General features: G+C 70.7%; 15 protein-coding genes. 6 read left to right on the forward strand and 9 right to left on the reverse strand.

All coding sequences use genetic code 11. The annotated features are described in order from the left end of the window. Positions 1-150: 150 nt before the first annotated feature. Complete coding sequence (locus tag RBJ65_RS01535; protein ID WP_306321235.1) at positions 151-693, forward strand: hypothetical protein; 543 nt, start codon at positions 151-153, stop codon at positions 691-693. Here the strand turns inward: RBJ65_RS01535 and RBJ65_RS01540 are convergent. The 3 genes from RBJ65_RS01540 to RBJ65_RS01550 form a co-directional block, all read right to left on the reverse strand. Continuing rightward, positions 680-1,456 (reverse strand): enoyl-CoA hydratase/isomerase family protein, encoded by a 777-nt coding sequence (locus tag RBJ65_RS01540; protein ID WP_306321182.1) that lies wholly within the window; start codon positions 1,454-1,456, stop codon positions 680-682. The genes RBJ65_RS01535 and RBJ65_RS01540 overlap by 14 nt on opposite strands. Further along, complete coding sequence (locus tag RBJ65_RS01545) at positions 1,453-1,911, reverse strand: Zn-ribbon domain-containing OB-fold protein (protein ID WP_306321181.1); 459 nt, start codon at positions 1,909-1,911, stop codon at positions 1,453-1,455. The genes RBJ65_RS01540 and RBJ65_RS01545 overlap by 4 nt, the downstream gene beginning before the upstream one ends. An 85-nt stretch (positions 1,912-1,996) precedes the next feature. Beyond that, positions 1,997-3,148 carry a lipid-transfer protein gene (locus RBJ65_RS01550; RefSeq protein ID WP_306321180.1) on the reverse strand — a complete coding sequence of 384 codons (1,152 nt, stop codon included), beginning with the start codon at positions 3,146-3,148 and terminating at the stop codon, positions 1,997-1,999. 98 nt (positions 3,149-3,246) lie between these two features. Between RBJ65_RS01550 and RBJ65_RS01555 the strand changes: the two genes are divergently transcribed. Together RBJ65_RS01555 and RBJ65_RS01560 are read left to right on the forward strand one after the other, a co-directional pair. Then, complete coding sequence (locus RBJ65_RS01555; protein ID WP_306321179.1) at positions 3,247-4,815, forward strand: FadD3 family acyl-CoA ligase; 1,569 nt, start codon at positions 3,247-3,249, stop codon at positions 4,813-4,815. 71 nt (positions 4,816-4,886) lie between these two features. Continuing rightward, on the forward strand, positions 4,887-5,528 hold the full coding sequence (locus tag RBJ65_RS01560; RefSeq protein ID WP_306321178.1) for a LysE family translocator: 642 nt from the start codon (positions 4,887-4,889) through the stop codon (positions 5,526-5,528). 15 nt (positions 5,529-5,543) lie between these two features. Here RBJ65_RS01560 and RBJ65_RS01565 read toward each other — a convergent pair whose 3' ends face one another. Together RBJ65_RS01565 and RBJ65_RS01570 are read right to left on the reverse strand one after the other, a co-directional pair. Then, positions 5,544-6,185: a nucleoside/nucleotide kinase family protein gene (locus RBJ65_RS01565; RefSeq protein ID WP_306321177.1), complete on the reverse strand. Its 642-nt coding sequence runs from the start codon at positions 6,183-6,185 to the stop codon at positions 5,544-5,546. A 46-nt stretch (positions 6,186-6,231) separates the two neighbouring features. After that, entirely contained in the window at positions 6,232-7,665 is a 1,434-nt protein-coding gene (locus RBJ65_RS01570; RefSeq protein ID WP_306321176.1) for an MFS transporter, read from the reverse strand. Positions 7,666-7,779: 114 nt separating this feature from the next. On the opposite strand from RBJ65_RS01570, the gene RBJ65_RS01575 reads away from it, so the two are divergent. After that, the gene (locus tag RBJ65_RS01575) at positions 7,780-8,373 is read left to right on the forward strand and encodes a TetR/AcrR family transcriptional regulator (RefSeq protein WP_306321175.1); all 594 of its coding nucleotides are present in this window, start codon (positions 7,780-7,782) and stop codon (positions 8,371-8,373) included. A gap of 173 nt (positions 8,374-8,546) precedes the next feature. Beyond that, the gene (locus RBJ65_RS01580) at positions 8,547-9,002 is read left to right on the forward strand and encodes a peptidoglycan-binding domain-containing protein (protein WP_306321174.1); all 456 of its coding nucleotides are present in this window, start codon (positions 8,547-8,549) and stop codon (positions 9,000-9,002) included. 58 nt (positions 9,003-9,060) lie between these two features. Here RBJ65_RS01580 and argS read toward each other — a convergent pair whose 3' ends face one another. After that, positions 9,061-10,821, reverse strand: a complete 1,761-nt coding sequence (gene argS / locus RBJ65_RS01585; protein WP_306321173.1) for an arginine--tRNA ligase — start codon at positions 10,819-10,821, stop codon at positions 9,061-9,063. A 98-nt stretch (positions 10,822-10,919) separates the two neighbouring features. Here argS and lysS point away from each other — a divergent pair, with 98 nt between their 5' ends. Beyond that, positions 10,920-12,716: a lysine--tRNA ligase gene (gene lysS, locus RBJ65_RS01590; protein ID WP_306321172.1), complete on the forward strand. Its 1,797-nt coding sequence runs from the start codon at positions 10,920-10,922 to the stop codon at positions 12,714-12,716. A gap of 62 nt (positions 12,717-12,778) precedes the next feature. Here the strand turns inward: lysS and RBJ65_RS01595 are convergent, their stop codons facing one another. The 3 genes from RBJ65_RS01595 to RBJ65_RS01605 form a co-directional block, all read right to left on the reverse strand. Continuing rightward, positions 12,779-13,927: a DUF2637 domain-containing protein gene (locus tag RBJ65_RS01595; RefSeq protein ID WP_306321171.1), complete on the reverse strand. Its 1,149-nt coding sequence runs from the start codon at positions 13,925-13,927 to the stop codon at positions 12,779-12,781. Between the two features lie 138 nt (positions 13,928-14,065). Beyond that, on the reverse strand, positions 14,066-14,878 hold the full coding sequence (locus tag RBJ65_RS01600; RefSeq protein WP_306321170.1) for a DUF3558 family protein: 813 nt from the start codon (positions 14,876-14,878) through the stop codon (positions 14,066-14,068). A gap of 149 nt (positions 14,879-15,027) precedes the next feature. Further along, positions 15,028-15,897 carry a DUF3558 domain-containing protein gene (locus RBJ65_RS01605; RefSeq protein WP_306321169.1) on the reverse strand — a complete coding sequence of 290 codons (870 nt, stop codon included), beginning with the start codon at positions 15,895-15,897 and terminating at the stop codon, positions 15,028-15,030. Positions 15,898-16,071: the final 174 nt, after the last annotated feature.

The following is a 16,071-nucleotide window of genomic DNA, read 5'->3' on the forward strand; positions in this document are numbered from 1 at the left end:
ACGTCGGGTCGGTGGACGTCGCGGGGCGCTGCCCCGGGCCCCGCTGCTCAATCGCCGCAGGGGCTTGAATTCGGGTCCCGCTGCTCAATCGCCGCAAGGGCTTGAATTCGGGTCCCACGCCGACGATAAGGCCGATAGGGTCCCCGCGTGATGACACGGGGGCTGAAGTTGACAGCGGTGGCGACGTTGGTGGTGGTGGCCCTCACAGGGTTCACCACCGGGCGGAGCCACGGGCATTCCAAGAGCCGTGGCGGCGGTGGGGGCGGGTGCAGCAGCTCGTCGCAGCGGCACGACTACGACAGCGACGACTACGACAGCGACGACGACTACGACAGCGACGACGACTACGACTACGACGACGGCGGGAGCACCGGGGGCGGGTCGGACTCGGACGCGGACTCGGCCCCGATCCCGAGTACGTTGCGGGACGCCAAGGTGAAGCTGGTCCGGTGCGCCGACGCGAAGGACACGTACGCGACCGTCGAGGTCACCAACCCCAACACCGAGCGCGCGACGTTCGTCGTCCAGGCTGCCTTTCTCGACGCGCACGGCGCCAAGCTGACCTCCAGGCGCCACGAGGTCGAGGTGCGCGGGAAGGCCACGCTGACCACCGCGGTGAACGTCGGCAGCGAGGATCTCGCCGCCAAGGTCGACCACTGCGATGTCGACCCCGAAGCGGTCATCGCACCCTGAACCCTCCTTTTTGAGTGCGGGAGTTGAAGAGTTCCGCCTGGCGCTCCGGCGGCAGGTTGCCCAGTTTGATCAGGTCGGGGGCGTGGGCGAAGGCGCGGGCCCGGGTGGCCTCGGTGGCCGTCCAGATCGCCTTCACCGTGCCCTGGACGGCCTCCGTCGGGTGCGAGGCGATGGTGGTGGCGCACCGCAGCGCCGCCTCCAACGCCCCGCCGGGAGCGGTGACTTCGGAGACGAGGCCGGTCTCGTACGCCCGCCGCGCCGACATCCGCTCCGCCGAGCCCATGAGCGCGAGCCGCGCCACCTCTCCCGGGGGCATCCGCTGGGCGAGGTAGATCGATTCGAAGGCGTTGACCATGCCGTACGTGGTGTGCGGGTCGAAGAAGGTCGCGGTCTCGTCCGCGATCACGAACTCCGATTCGCCGATGAGGTAGAAGGCGCCGCCGCAGGCCATGCCGCCCACCGCCGCGACGACCGGTTTCCACAGGTCGTTGGCCTTCGGGCCGACCATGGGCAGCGGATCGTCCGCCGCGTACGGGGAGTTCGGCTGCGGGACGTCCCAGTCGCGGTCGATGCCGGTGCAGAAGGCGCGGTCGCCGGCGCCGGTGAGGACGATCGCCCGTACGGTGTCGTCGAAGCGGAACTCCCGCCAGGTCGCGGCGAGTTCGGCGACGGTCGCCTGGTCCAGGGCGTTGTGGCGGTGCGGGCGGTCGAGGGTGACCGTGGCGACGCCCGTGGCCTTGTCGATCTCCGTACGCAGGGTCATGAGCGCTCCAGCACCCAGCGCGGCACCGTCACGCCGTCCACCTCCGCGAACACCACCTGAACCTTCGCGCCGATCTTGAGGCGGCTCGGGTCGACGGAGTTGAGCGGGGCGTCGGCGCTGGTGACCAGGTTGCCGACGAGGCGGATGCGGGGGGCTTCCGCGAGTTCGACGATGATCGCGTTGTACGGGGCCTGGGCGGCGTACGCCGGGAGCAGGGGCGGGTGCGGGATGACGTAGGACCAGATGCGGCCGCGGCCGCTCATCCTGCGCCATTCGCTGTCGAAGGACTGGCAGTGGGGGCAGCAGGGGCGGGGCGGGAAGCGGAGTTCGCCGCAGTCCGGGTTGGCGCAGGCCTGTATGCGGAGCTCACCGCGGGTGGCGTAGTCCCAGAAGGGGGCGCCGTCGTCGTCGGGGGTGGGGGTGAGGAGTTGGGAGGTGGTCGTCGCGTCCGCCATGACTCTTTCCTTCGGTCAAGAGTGGTTGCGGTCCGGGGCGCTGCCCCGGACCCCGCTGCTCAATCGCCGCAGGGGCTTGAATTTCTCAACCTGCACGTAGCAACAGCGCCGAAGTGGGTACCCCCTCGCCCGCCGTCACCAGGCACGTCTCCGCGTTCGGGACCTGTGCCGTGCTGATGCCCCGGAGTTGTTTCACGCCCTCGTTGATGAGGTTGAAGCCGTGCACGTACGCCTCGGAGAGGCCGCCGCCGCCCGTGTTGATGGGGAGCCGGCCGCCGATTTCGAGGGCGCCGCCCTCCGTGAACGCCGCGCCTTCGCCGCGCCCGCAGAAGCCGTAGCCCTCAAGGGAGAGCGGGATGAGCGGGGTGAACGCGTCGTAGATCTGGGCGACGTCGACGTCCTCGGGTGTGACGTCCGCGTTCTTCCAGAGGTGGCGGGCCGCCGTCCAGGCCGGGCCCGTCAGCGGGTCGTCGTTCCAGTAGTTGACCATGCCGTGGTGCTGGGCGGGCAGGCCCTGCGCCGCCGAGTGCACGTAGACCGGCTTCTGGCGGCAGTCGCGGGCGCGCTCGGCGGAGACGATGACGCAGGCCAACGCGCCGTCCGTTTCGAGGCAGTTGTCGAAGAGGCAGAGCGGTTCGCTGATCCAGCGCGAGGTCATGTAGCTGTCGCGGGTCATGGGGCGCTCGTACATCATCGCGGCCGGATTCTGGTTGGCCCGGTTGCGGCAGGCGAGCGCGACGTTGAAGAGGTGGTCGCGGGTCGCGCCGTACTCGTGCATGTAGCGGCGGGCCAGCATGCCGATCTCGTCGGCCGGGCGGAGCAGTCCGTAGGGGCGGGTCCACTGGGCGGGGGTGGGGAGTTGAACGGCCGTGTTCTTCCAGGGGCGGGGCCCCGAGCCGCGCTTCCTGGAGCGCCAGGCGATGCCGACGCTCGCCTGGCCCGTCGCTATCGCGGCGACGAGGTGCGCGACCGTCGCGCACGAACCACCGCCCCCGTAACCGACCTTGGAGAAGAAGGTGACGTCGCCGGCGCCGATGGCCTTGGCCACCTCGACCTCGTCCGTCTCCTCCATCGTGTAGGAGGCGAAGGCGTCCACCTCGGACGGGGATATCCCCGCGTCGTCGAGCGCGTCGATGATCGCCCGGCACGCCAAGGTCTTCTCGGATTCCGGGAGTTGCTTGGCGAAGGCCGTCTGTCCGATGCCGACGATGGCCGTCGCGTCCTTGAGTCCCGACATGGGCACGCCCCCAATACGTGAATCCCGTCTGCTGACAGCGCGTCAGGCTACAGCTAATCTGACGGATAGTCAGCTACGGCGTTGTGGGAGGTCGTTCGATGCGTACGGATGCCGAGTGGGGAACGGTCCCGGAGCTGGTGCGGGACGCGGCCGAACGGTACGGCGAGCACGAGGCCGTCGTCGAGGGCCGCACCCGGATCTCGTACGCCGAACTCGGCGAACGTGTCGAACGGGCCGCCGCGGCGTGCATGGCGGCGGGGGTGGAGACCGGCGACCGGGTCGCGATCTGGGCTCCGAACACGCTGGACTGGATCGTCTCGGCGCTCGGCGCGGTGAGCGCGGGAGCCGTCCTCGTACCGCTCAACACCCGCTTCAAGGGCGCCGAGGCCGCCGATATCCTCGCCCGCTCGCGGGCCCGGCTCCTCTTCGTCACGGGGACGTTCCTCGGGACCTCGTACGTCGCTTCGCTGCGCCGCGCGCAGGAGGCGGGGGCCGAACTCCCGCACCTGGAAGAGGTGGTGGTGTTCGCGGACAGCGCGCCGGACGCGCCCGGGTACCGGACCTGGAAGGAGTTCCTCGCGGGCGGCGACAAGGTCGGCGCGGGGGAGGTGCGTGCGCGGTCGGCGGGCGTCACCTCGTCCGACCCCTCGGACATCATCTTCACGTCCGGTACGACGGGGCGGCCCAAGGGCGCGGTCATCACCCACGCCCAGACCCTGCGCGGCTACGAGATCTGGTCCGAGCTCGCGGGCCTGCGCGAGGGCGACCGCTATCTGATCGTGAACCCGTTCTTCCACACGTTCGGCTACAAGGCGGGCGTCCTCGCCTGCCTGATGCGGGGCGCGACGATGATCCCGCAGCCCGTCTTCAACGTGGACACGGCCCTCGCGAACATCGCGTCCGAGCGCATCTCGGTCCTGCCGGGCCCGCCCACCCTGCACCAGTCCCTCCTCGACCACCCCTCCCGCGACAGCCACGACCTGTCGGCGCTGCGGCTCGTCGTCACCGGCGCGGCGGTCGTGCCGTTGCGGCTGGTGGAGCGGTTGCGCGGGGAGCTGGGCGTGGACACCGTCCTGACCGCGTACGGGCTTTCGGAGGCGAGCGGCATCGTGTCGATGTGCCGCCGCGGCGACCCGGCCGAGCTGATCGCGGCGACGTCGGGGCGGGCGATCCCCGGCACGGAGGTCCGCGTCGATTCGGCCGGTCCCGGCGAGCCCGGCGAGGTCATGGTCCGCGGCTTCAACGTCATGCGCGAGTACTTCGAGGACCCGGCCGCCACCGCGGAGGCCGTCACGGCGGACGGCTGGCTGCACACCGGCGACGTCGGCGTCCTGGACGAGCAGGGCTATCTGCGGATCACCGACCGCATCAAGGACATGTTCATCGTCGGCGGCTTCAACGCCTACCCCGCCGAGATAGAGCAACTGCTGGGCCTGCACCCCGAGGTCGCCGACGTCGCCGTGGTCGGGGTGCCCGACGGGCGGCTCGGCGAGGTCGGGAAGGCGTATGTGGTGCGCAGGCCGGGGGCCACGGTGACCGCCGACGACCTGATGGCGTGGTCGCGCCGCGAGATGGCGAACTACAAGGTGCCGAGGGAGGTCACGTTCGTGGGCGACCTGCCGCGCAACGCGAGCGGGAAGGTGGTGAAGGGGGAGCTGCGCCGGTAGGGCGCGGGCAGGACGGGTACGGCCGGAGGGGCCGGGAGGGCTGTCAGGGGCGTCGGTTACACTGGCATTCCATGGCAATAAGCACCGCACTCTGGTCCTTCGCCCTGGTCGTAGGGCTGCTGACTCTCACTCCCGGTCTCGACACCGCCCTCATCCTGCGCACCTCCGCCGTCGGCCGCCGCCGGCGGGCCTGGGGCGTCGTCCTCGGCATTCAGACGGGCACCCTGCTGTGGGGCGCCCTCACCTCGCTCGGCGTGACGGCGCTGCTGACCGCGTCCCACATCGCGTACGAGATCCTGCGCTGGGCCGGCGCCGCGTACCTGGTGTGGATGGGCGCGCGGATGCTGCGCGACACGTTCCGGCGCCGGGGCGCGGAGGACGTCCAGGAGGACGACGCCTTCGCGCGGGCCCCGGACTCGATGCTCGGCGGCTGGCGGCAGGGCACGCTCACCAATCTGCTCAACCCGAAGATGGGCGCCTTCTACGTGGCGATGCTGCCGCAGTTCATTCCGCCCGGCACCGGCCACTTCGGGATGGGGCTCGCGCTGACGGGCGTCCACATCGCGCTCGGCCTGGTGTGGGCGAGCGTGCTGATCGGCTGCGCCCGGCTGCTGCGCGGCTGGCTCAGCAGGCCGCGGGCGCGGCGGGTGCTCGACCGGGTGACCGGGACGGTCGTGGCCGCGTTCGGGGTGCGGCTGGCGTTCGGCGACTGAGGCCCCTCCGCCGGGTCAGTGCGCCGGCACGTCGACGACGACGTCGGCCCGGGTCCGGCCGGAGGCCACGCGGCGGGCGTTCGCCTCGTCGGAGCGCAGCACCCACGCGCGGGCGTGGGCGGGGGACTTGCCGAACTCGACGTGCCGGGCGATCAGCCGGCGCACGCGGGTCTCGTCGTCCAGGTCCACCCACCACACCTCGTCGAGGAGCGGGCGGACGGCCGTCGACCACGGTTCCTCGTCGAGGAGCAGGTAGTTGCCTTCAGTGACGACCAGGGGCGTGGTGGGGGAGATGGGCAGGGCGCCGGCCAGGGGCTGCTCCAAGTCCCGTTCGAAGGACGGGGCGTAGACCGTCTCGTGCGGGTTCGGGGTACGGAGGCGGGCGAGCAGGGCCGCGTATCCGTACGTGTCGAAGGTGTCCGGCGCGCCCTTGCGGTCGGCGCGGCCGAGGCGGGCGAGTTCCGCGTCGGCCAGGTGGAATCCGTCCATCGGGACGAGGACCGCCAGGCCGTCCAGGGCGCGGACCAGGGTTTCGGCGAGGGTGGTCTTGCCCGCGCCGGGCGGGCCCGCGATACCGAGGACGCGCCGGGGGCCCTGGCGGGTGGCCAGGGCCCTTGCGCGGGTGGCGAGTTCGGCGGCTTCGGCTGCGTGCGGCATGGGAAGAGCCTGTCAGGCCGGGCCGGTACGCCTCGCCCGGGGCGGCTCAGTGGCCGTGCGGCTCCTCCGGCGCCCGAGAGGGCAGCAGCCGCGCCACCGGCAGGCACACCGCCGTCACCACCAGGACCACGATCAGGGAGACCGTCATCGCGTGGGCCGGTGCGCCCGCGTGGAAGTAGACCGTGGTGACGACCGCCGAGCCGATGCCGTTGGCGAGCTGCTGGATCGCGGTGAGGGAGCCGGACGCGCTGCCCGCCTCGTCCGCCGACACGTCGCCGAGGGCGAAGTCGAAGACCGTGCCGAAGCAGCAGCCCATGCCGAGACCGGTGAGGAAGACCGCGGGCGCCAGCGCCGCCAGCGAGACGGTCGTGCCCTGCGCGACGACGAGGACCAGCAGCCACGCGCCGCCCGCGAGCGTGAGGAGCAGGCCCAGCGTCACCACGTTCCGGCCGAGCTTCTTCGTCAGGCCGCCCATCGTGGCGAACGCCGCGACGATGATGCCGAGGGTCAGCGGCAGCAGCCCGAGCGCCGCGTCCGCGGGAGCCGCGCCCAGCGCCTGCTGCATGAACAGCGAGATCACGTAGATCAGCCCGGACGTCACCGCGAAGAACAGCAGGCCGAGGATCAGGGCCGAGGTGAAGCCCTTGTTGTGCAGCAGGGACGGCTTGATGAGAGGCTCGGCGGCCGTGCGCTGGCGGCGCAGGAACAGCGCCAGGAACAGCAGCCCCGCCACGAGCGCGCCGACGGCGAGCGGGCCCCAGCCGCTCGTCGAGCCCTCGATGAGGCCCAGCATCAGGCCGAACATCGTCGCGGCGAGGAGCACGGAACCGCGGGTGTCGACCGTGACCGTACGGTCCCCTTCGTCGCGCGGCAGCAGCCGCGCCGCCGCGAGCACACCGACCGTGCCGAGGATCAGGTTGATCAGGAAGATGGGCCGCCAGGTCAGGCCCGCGATGTCGGCGTCGATCAGGAAACCGGCCAGGATCGGGCCGCCGACCGACGAAAGCCCGAGCAGCGGGCCGAACAGGGCGAACGCCTTGCTCATCTGCTCCCGCGAGAAGTTCCGCGTCATGATCGCCATGCCCTGCGGGATGAGCAGCGCGCCGAACGCGCCCTGGAGCACGCGGGCCACGATCAGCAGCGCCGGGTCGGGGGAGAGGCCCGCGAGCGCGGAGGCGAGCGTGAAGCCCGTCATGCCGATCAGGAAGAGCCGGCGCTGACCGTACTTGTCGCCGAGCCGGCCTCCGATGACGAGCAGGACGCCCATCGCCAGCGCGTACGCCGAGCCGAGCCATTTGACCAGGGCCTCGCCGCCACCGATGTCGGCGACGATCGTCGGCGCCGCGATGTTGGTGACCGTCGAGTCGATCATGTCGAGCGCGTCGGCCAGCAGGACGAGCGCGAGGACCACCCAGAAGGCGGCCTTGGAGAGGGTGCCCGCTCCCGTCGTAGGGGCGGGGGCTGTGTGCGTGGACGTCATGGCGGGCTCCTTCCGGTTCGGTGACGACCTTCCATTCGAGAAAACCATAGTGACTACGAAAACGCAATCGCTACGACTTTGAAGTGGATAGGGCTTGGCCGTTATCGTGGAGGCATGACGCAGACGCAGCAGACCCCTGGCCGCCGCGAGCGCAAGAAGGCCGCCACCCGCAAGGCGCTCTCCGAGGCGGCGCTGCGGCTCTTCCTGGAGCGGGGCTACGACAACGTCAAGGTCGCGGAGGTCGCTGCCGCCGCCGACACCGCGCTGACCACGCTGTTCGCGCACTTCCCCGGCGGGAAGGAGGCGCTGATCCTCGGTGACAGCGAGGAGCGCAAGGCGTCCCTGGCGGTCGCGGTGCGCGAGCGCGGCGAGGGGGTGTCCGTGCTGGACGCGCTGCACGCGTTCATGGCCGGGCGCGGCATGTTCTCCGACGACCTCGACAACGAGTTCCGGCGCAGGCTCGACCTCGTCGTCACGACGCCCGCGCTGCGGCGGCATGCGCGCACGCTGTGGGTGGAGTGCGAGGACGCGCTCGCGGAGGTCGTCGCGGAGGAGGTGGCGGACCTGGCGGCGGACGACGTCGCGCTGCGCCTCTTCGCCCGCTACTTCCTCGAACTCCCCGACCTCGTCGCCACCGACGACGCTCCACGCGAATCCCTGGTCGCCGCCTTCGACCGGTTCCGGCGCGGCTGGCCCGAGCTGGCCTGACCCACGCGTCCCGCCACGGCCTCAGGGACGGGCACGTCCCCGCAGGTCAGGGCGCGGGACGTCCCGTCGGGGCGTCACCTGGCGGGGAACCGTGGCCGGGCGCCCCGCTCGCCCCGCAATCTCGTGGTGTCGGCCCGGAGCGACCGGGCCCGAACCACACAGGGGGACGCATCATGCGACCGAACCTCATGACCCGCACGCTCGTCGCCGCCACCGCCGTCGCCGGTCTCGCCGCAGGCGGAGTCGCGGCCACCGGTACCGCCGTCGCGGCCCCGCCCGCCCAGCGGACCACGGCCACCGCCGACGTGAGCACGCAGGCGGTGAACAACCTCGGCCTGAGCAAGGCGCGCGCCAAGAACTGGCAGTGCTGGCTGGACGGCCAGGGCTTCAACCCCGGTACGCGGGACGGAAAGCTGGGCACCCAGAGCTGGAAGGCCGCGCAGAAGATGTTCAACCGTGACAACGCGCAGGGCTACAAGGCGGGCACCGTCGACGGCGTCGTCGGCAAGAAGACGGTCAAGGCGCTGCAGTGGTACCTGAACGACCTCGGCTACAACGCCGGCGCCACCGACGGCATCGCCGGACCGAAGACCAGGGCCGCGTTCAAGGAGTTCAACGCGACCTGCTGAACCGGGACGGACGAGGGGCCCCGCACCTGCCGGTGCGGGGCCCCTCGTGCCGTGTTCGTCAGAGCTTCTCGGGCGTCCGGATGCCGAGCAGCGCCATGCCCCGGTGCAGCGTCCGCGCCGTCAGGTCGCACAGGAAGAGGCGGTTGGCCACCTGCTCCGTCGAATCCGCCTTCAGGACCGGGCACTTGTCGTAGAACGACGTGTACAGCGAGGCCAGCTGGTACAGGTACGCCGCCAGCTTGTGCGGCGCGTACTCCGCGGCCGCCTCGAAGACCAGGTCGCCGAACGCGTCCAGGTGTAGACCCAACGCCCGCTCCGCCGGGGCGAGTTCGAGCTCCGGGTGCGCGGCCGGCGCGGTGTCCCCCGCCTTGCGCAGGATCGACTGGATACGGGCGTACGCGTACTGGAGGTACACCGACGTGTCGCCGTGCAGCGACACCATCTGGTCCAGGTCGAACTTGTAGTCCCGGTTCGCCGACGTCGACAGGTCCGCGTACTTCACGGCGCCGATGCCGACCTGCGCGGCCCGCTCCTGGATCTCGGCCTCGGTGAGGTCCCGCGCCTTCTCCCGTACGACCTCGGCGGCACGCTGCACCGCCTCGTCGAGCAGGTCCTCCAGGCGCACCGTCTCGCCCGCACGCGTCTTGAACGGCTTGCCGTCCGCGCCGAGCACCGTGCCGTACGCCATGTTGTGCGCACTCACGTCGTCGGACAGCCAGCCCGCGCGCCGCGCCGTCTCGAAGACCATCTTGAAGTGCAGGGACTGGCGCACGTCCACCACGTAGAGCAGCGACGTCGCGTCGAGGTCCTGGACGCGGTTGCGGATCGCCGTCAGGTCGGACGCCGCGTAGCCGAAGCCACCGTCCGCCTTCTGCACGATCAGCGGCACCGGCTGGTCGTCCTTGCCCTTGATGTCGTCGAAGAAGACGACGAGCGCGCCCTCGGAGCGCACGGCGACACCGGACTCCTCAAGGATGCGGGCCGTCTCCGGCATGCCGTCGTTGTACGCGGACTCGCCGACGATCTCGTCGTCCCGGATCTCCATGTCGAGCTTCTCGAAGACCGAGTAGAAGTAGACCTTCGACTCGTCGACGAACCGCTGCCACAGGTCGAGGGTCTCCTTGTCGCCGGACTGGAGGGCGACGACCCGCTTGCGGGCCCGCTCCTTGAAGTCCTCGTCCGCGTCGAAGACGGCGCGCGAGGCCTTGTAGATCCGGTTCAGCGTCGACATGGCCTGCTCGCCGTCGGCGTCCGTACCGGCCGCCGGGAGCTCGTCCGGGTGCTCGATCACGTACTGGATGAGCATGCCGAACTGCGTGCCCCAGTCGCCGATGTGGTGCCGGCCGATCGTCTTCTCGCCGGTGAAGTCGAGCATGCCGCGCAGCGCGTCACCGATCACGGCGGACCGCAGGTGGCCGACGTGCATCTCCTTCGCCACGTTCGGCTGCGCGTAGTCGATGACCGTGGTGCCCGGCCGCTCCTTCAGCGGCACGCCGAGCCGGTCCGTGTCGGCGGCGCGGGCGGCGAGCGTCTCGGTGATCGCCTTGTCGGTGACCGTGACGTTCAGGAAGCCGGGGCCCGAGACCTCGACGCCGGCGAGCAGCTCGCCGGTGACGATCTTGTCGACGACCTGGGTGGCGAGCTCCCTCGGGTTCGCCTTCGCCTTCTTGGCGAGGGCCAGGATCCCGTTGGCCTGGTAGTCGGCCCGGTCGCTACGTCGCAGCAGCGGGTCCGCGCCGCCGGCCTCCGGCAGGGCGGAAGTCAGGGCGTCGGCGAGCGTTGCGTTGACGTTGGCGGTGATGGACTTGACCGGGGCCATGTAGGGGCTGCCGTTCTGGTCGGGGTGAGCTGGGAATCACGGCCAGTATCCCACGGGGGCACAAACGGGTTTTCGTTCAGCGCCGGGAAGCTGGGAGAATGGGGGTGGCGGCACTGCAACCGCCACCCCGATTTCGTAGAGAGGGACAACCGATCGTGGCCCAGAGCACAGGCGCGGAGACCCAGGACTGGGTCTCCCGATACGCGGACGATGTCATCGCCGAGTCCGAGCGCCGTGCCCCCGGCAAACCGGTCGTCGTCGCCTCCGGCCTCTCCCCGTCGGGACCGATCCACCTCGGCAACCTCCGCGAGGTCATGACCCCGCACCTGGTCGCCGACGAGATCCGCCGCCGCGGGTACGAGGTCAGGCACCTCATCTCCTGGGACGATTACGACCGGTACCGCAAGGTCCCGCTCGGCATCCCCGGCACCGACAAGAGCTGGGCCGACCACATCGGCAAGCCGCTGACCTCGGTCCCGGCCCCGGAGGGCTCCGCGTACCCGAACTGGGCGGAGCACTTCAAGGCCGCCATGATCGAGGCCCTCGCCGACCTCGGCGTCGAGTTCGACGGCATCAGCCAGACCGAGCAGTACCAGGCCGGTACGTACCGCGAGCAGATCCTGCACGCCATGAAGCACCGCGCCGACATCGACGCGATCCTGGAGCAGTACCGCACGAAGAAGGCCCCGGCCAAGAAGCAGCAGAAGCAGCTGGACGAGGCCGAGTTGGAGGCCGCCGAGGGCTCAGGCGCCGCGTCCGAGGACGACGGCAGCGGCGGCGCGGGCGGCTACTACCCGTACAAGCCGTTCTGCGGCCAGTGCGGCAAGGACCTCACCACCGTCACCGCGTACGACGACGAGACCACCGAGCTGACGTACACCTGCACGCTCGACGAGTTCACGGAGACGGTCCGGCTCACCGAGTTCAACCGCGGCAAGCTGGTCTGGAAGGTCGACTGGCCGATGCGCTGGGCGTACGAGGGTGTGATCTTCGAGCCGTCCGGCGTGGACCACTCCTCGCCGGGTTCGTCGTTCCAGGTCGGCGGCCAGATCGTCGGCCGGATCTTCGGCGGCAAGCAGCCCATCGGCCCGATGTACGCCTTCGTCGGCATCAGCGGCATGGCCAAGATGTCGTCGAGCAAGGGCGGGGTCCCGACTCCGAGCGACGCGCTCCAGATCATGGAGCCGCAGCTGCTGCGCTGGCTGTACGCGCGCCGCAAGCCCAACCAGTCGTTCAAGATCGCCTTCGACCAGGAGATCCAGCGGCTCTACGACGAGTGGGACAAGCTCGGCGCCAAGGTCGCCGACGGCACCGTGCTTCCGGCGGACGCCGCCGCGCACAGCCGCGCCATCGGCGTCGCGGGCCGCGAACTGCCGCGCACGCCGCGCCCGTTGCCGTACCGCACGCTGGCCTCCGTCGCCGACGTGACGGCGGGGGACGAGGAGCAGACCCAGCGGATCCTCTCCGAGCTCGACCCGGAGAACCCCGTCACGGACCTGGACACGGTCCGGCCCCGGCTCGACAAGGCCGAGGCCTGGATCACCAAGTACGTGCCCGCCGAGTCCCGCACCATCGTGCGCACCGAGCCCGACACGGAGGCGCTCGCCGCGCTCGACGAGCAGGGCCGCGAATCCATCCGGCTGCTCCTGGAGGGCCTGGACTCGCACTGGTCGCTCGACGGCCTGACCCACCACGTGTACGGCGTTCCGAAGGTGCAGGCCGGCTTCCCCGCCGACGCCACCGCGAAGGAGCTGCCGGCGGAGATCAAGGTGGCGCAGCGCTCGTTCTTCGCGCTGCTCTACCACCTGCTCGTCGGCCGTGACACCGGGCCGCGGCTGCCCACGCTGCTGCTGGCCGTGGGGGCGGACCGGGTGCGGAAGCTGCTCGGGGCGTAACCGGGCGTACCGGATGTGAAGAGGGGCGGCACCGTGCGGTGCCGCCCCTCACGCATGAGCGCCTACGCGTAGTCGCCCATGAGGTCCTGATCGAAGCGGACGCTGAACTGGCCCATGCACCGCTCCACTTCGTCGTCCGTCAGCCGCACCCCGTACTGCGCCTCCACGTTCTGCCTGAACGCCATCCGGGTAGGCACGCCCTCGCCCTCGAACGAGCCCCGCCACACCTGGTACAGCTCGTTGTCGGTGGGGGCCGCGGCGCTCTCCGGGGCGCCCTCGCCCAACTGACGTGTTCCGCCTGCCCCGTTGGGCACGGGGAAGTCCGGTTCCGGGTCCCGTGGACGCGGCACCGGGATCTGCTGCACCGGGGGTTCCGGCTCCGGCTGCGGCACGAAGTTCGGGTCGTAGTCCCCGCGGTACTCCTTCGGGCGCGGTTCGGCGAACCACTGGCTGGGCGCTTCCGCGGACGCGGGGGCCGCCTCCACCGCGGGGACCGGCCGGGCCGCAGGCAGCAGCGGCGCCTCGATGCCCGCCGCCGCGAGCCCCTCCGGCGCGGTCTGCGCGAGCGGCACCCCGTACCGCGCGAGCCGCAGCGGCATCAGCGACTCCACCGGAGCCTTGCGCCGCCAGGCCCGCCCGAACCGCGACCGCAGCCGCGCCTGGTACACGAGCCGCTCCTGCTCCAGCTTGATGACCTCGTCGTACGAACGCAGCTCCCACAGCTTCATCCGCCGCCACAGCAGGAACGTAGGTCCCGGGGACAGCAGCCAGCGCGTGATGCGCACGCCCTCCATGTGCTTGTCCGCGGTGATGTCCGCGATCCGCCCGATCGCGTGCCGTGCCGCCTCCACGGCCACCACGAACAGCACCGGGATCACCGCGTGCATGCCCACGCCCAGCGGGTCCGGCCACGCGGCCGCGCCGTTGAACGCGATCGTCGCCGCCGTCAGCAGCCACGCCGTCTGCCGCAGCAGCGGGAACGGAATCCGGATCCACGTCAGCAGCAGATCCAGCGCGAGGAGGACGCAGATACCGGCGTCGATACCGATCGGGAAGACGTAGGAGAAGTTCCCGAAGCCCTTCTGCAGGGCCAACTCCCGCACGGCGGCGTACGAACCGGCGAAGCCGATGGCGGCGATGACCACCGCTCCGGCGACGACCACCCCCACGAGTATCCGGTGCGTCCGTGTCAACTTCAGTGGCGCGGCCACTCCAGTTCCCCTCCCAGTTCGGCATGGTGCGGCCAACAGAGTGGCACATGCACGCGGGAGGGCGCGGGCCGGTACGCACGCAAGCCCGGTCCCACGCGGGGGACCGGGCTTGCGAACAGGTGCTTGAGCGGGACGCGGTTACGCGCCCTTCTTGGAGTCCTCGGACTTCTTCGACTCCGAGGCGGACGCCGACGGCTTCGCCGAACCGGAGGAGTCGCCGCCCTTGCCGGACCCGGACTCGATGACCTTCGCCACCGCTTCCTTCGCCGCCTTCTGCGCGTCCTTCGACAGCGTGGCCGTGGACGGGGCGTCGTCACCCGCCAGACCCGAGCCGTTGTAGTCGACCGTCACCACGACGTTGTCCACGCGCGAGACGACCGTCTGCTGCTTGGACGTGACGTCGTCCTTCTTGTCCTTGTACTTGCGGTCGTAGCTGATCTGCGTCGCCTCGTCGCCCGTCTTGGACACGGACGTCGAGTCGATGTTCTTCGCGCCCTCGGTCGCCTTGGCGTCCTTGATCTGCTTCGCGTAGTAGCCCTCGGCCAGCTTGTCGCCGCTGCCCCGGTTCACATCCGAGTCGAAGCGGACCAACGACACATTCAGCCAGCGGAACTGCGAGCCCTTCACGCCGTTGTTGTCCAGGCTGGACCAGGAGCAGCTGGCGCGCGTCGACTCGTCGTCGGACGCGCCCGCCTTGCTCTCGCCCTTCGGGACCAGATCGCCCAGCGTGTTCTTCGAGAACACGGAGCAGGCCTGCGGCAGCTCCTTGTACGTCGCCGGCGCGACCTTCTTCGCCTTGGCGCCCGAGGTCGAGGCCGAGGCCTTCGCCTGCGAGTCGTCCTTCGCGCTGTCGGAACCGGAACCGGACGAGCAGCCGGCTACGACGAGAACCGCCGGCACGGCGGCCGCGCAGACAAGGGTGCGGGTGAGTCGCTTGGTCGGACGGTGCATGGTTCCTTCACTAGGACGCTTACGGGGCCACGTTCCCGACACGCGATGGCCATTCGACCTTCACGACTCGGGTCCGATGGGCCACCGTACGCCGAAGCCGACGCACGCGTCTCGTGTTCACCATGCCCGCGGGCTGTGCCCGAATGCCCCTAATCGCCGAACTTGCCGACCAGGTTCTCGGCCAGATTCCGCGCTGTGTCCTGCATTTCCTTGCTGTCCGGCACCTTCGAAGCGGTCGCCGGCTGCGCCTCGTACCGGACGGTCACCAACACATTCGACGTGCGGAACGCCACAGTCACGGTGCGGTGCCGGGCGGTCGTCGGACCCGCGAGCGCGTCGTCGACGAACGCCTCGTCGCCGAGGTCGTCGAGGAGGCGGGGGCGGAGGTCGGCGGGGGTGCCGGAGGGGGAGGCGGAGGTGGAGGCGGAGGCGCTGGGGGACCCGGCCCCGGATGCGTCGCCCGACGCCTTGTCGGACGCCTTGTCGGACGCCTTGTCCGACGGGGAGGCGGACGCCGATGCCTTCGACTCGTCCGGAGTCGCCGTCCCCGTCGCCGCCGGCTCCGGCAGATGCGCCGCGTCCACCTTCGACGCGAACACGGCCGCCGCACGGTCCTCGTCACTCACCGCGGTGTCGTACGACACCACCCGCTCGAAGTCGAGGCTCAACCGGTGCGTGCCGCCGCGCGCCGAGTCGTCCTTCCACTGGCACCCCACACGGCGGTCCGTGTCGTACGTGACCGTGGCCACACCCTCGTACGCCTTCTCCCGCTGCTCCGCGTCCGGCAGCTTCCGGATGCCGGGCAGCATCTCGTCGAGCGTGTCCTGATCGGGCTGGCTGCAGGGCTCCGGCAGCGTCCGGTACTTGCCCGGCTCCGCGGCCGAGGCGGTGGCGCTCGCCTCGCCCGGCTTCGAGTCCTCGGCCCCGCCGTCGTCGTCGGAGCCACCGCTGCAGCCGGCGAGCACGGCCACAAGGAGCGCGGCGACACCCGGTACGAACGCGTACGACTTCCGCTGCACCCTGAGGCTCCTCTCGGCGCGCTGCGCCTGGTTAATCGGTTGCCGCGGCGGGGCGGCCGGTGGGCACCATATGTATCGCACGCGCCGCCGTGGACGCCGGTCCGGCATCCGATTTGCCGTACTGGGCACGGTATTTGCGTTACATCCACTTCTATTTCTTCAGCGCCTGTTGGC

Source organism: Streptomyces sp. KL109B (assembly GCF_030766935.1).
Classification (GTDB): Bacteria; Actinomycetota; Actinomycetes; order Streptomycetales; family Streptomycetaceae; genus Streptomyces.

Excerpts from the sequence above, each read along its gene's own strand:
- RBJ65_RS01535 (WP_306321235.1), top strand. The coding sequence starts at position 151 with ATGACACGGGGGCTGAAGTTGACAGCGGTGGCGACGTTGGTGGTGGTG.
- RBJ65_RS01540 (WP_306321182.1), bottom strand. The coding sequence starts at position 1,456 with ATGACCCTGCGTACGGAGATCGACAAGGCCACGGGCGTCGCCACGGTC.
- RBJ65_RS01545 (WP_306321181.1), bottom strand. The coding sequence starts at position 1,911 with ATGGCGGACGCGACGACCACCTCCCAACTCCTCACCCCCACCCCCGAC.
- RBJ65_RS01550 (WP_306321180.1), bottom strand. The coding sequence starts at position 3,148 with ATGTCGGGACTCAAGGACGCGACGGCCATCGTCGGCATCGGACAGACG.
- RBJ65_RS01555 (WP_306321179.1), top strand. The coding sequence starts at position 3,247 with ATGCGTACGGATGCCGAGTGGGGAACGGTCCCGGAGCTGGTGCGGGAC.
- RBJ65_RS01560 (WP_306321178.1), top strand. The coding sequence starts at position 4,887 with ATGGCAATAAGCACCGCACTCTGGTCCTTCGCCCTGGTCGTAGGGCTG.
- RBJ65_RS01565 (WP_306321177.1), bottom strand. The coding sequence starts at position 6,185 with ATGCCGCACGCAGCCGAAGCCGCCGAACTCGCCACCCGCGCAAGGGCC.
- RBJ65_RS01570 (WP_306321176.1), bottom strand. The coding sequence starts at position 7,665 with ATGACGTCCACGCACACAGCCCCCGCCCCTACGACGGGAGCGGGCACC.
- RBJ65_RS01575 (WP_306321175.1), top strand. The coding sequence starts at position 7,780 with ATGACGCAGACGCAGCAGACCCCTGGCCGCCGCGAGCGCAAGAAGGCC.
- RBJ65_RS01580 (WP_306321174.1), top strand. The coding sequence starts at position 8,547 with ATGCGACCGAACCTCATGACCCGCACGCTCGTCGCCGCCACCGCCGTC.
- argS (WP_306321173.1), bottom strand. The coding sequence starts at position 10,821 with ATGGCCCCGGTCAAGTCCATCACCGCCAACGTCAACGCAACGCTCGCC.
- lysS (WP_306321172.1), top strand. The coding sequence starts at position 10,920 with ATGGGGGTGGCGGCACTGCAACCGCCACCCCGATTTCGTAGAGAGGGA.
- RBJ65_RS01600 (WP_306321170.1), bottom strand. The coding sequence starts at position 14,878 with ATGCACCGTCCGACCAAGCGACTCACCCGCACCCTTGTCTGCGCGGCC.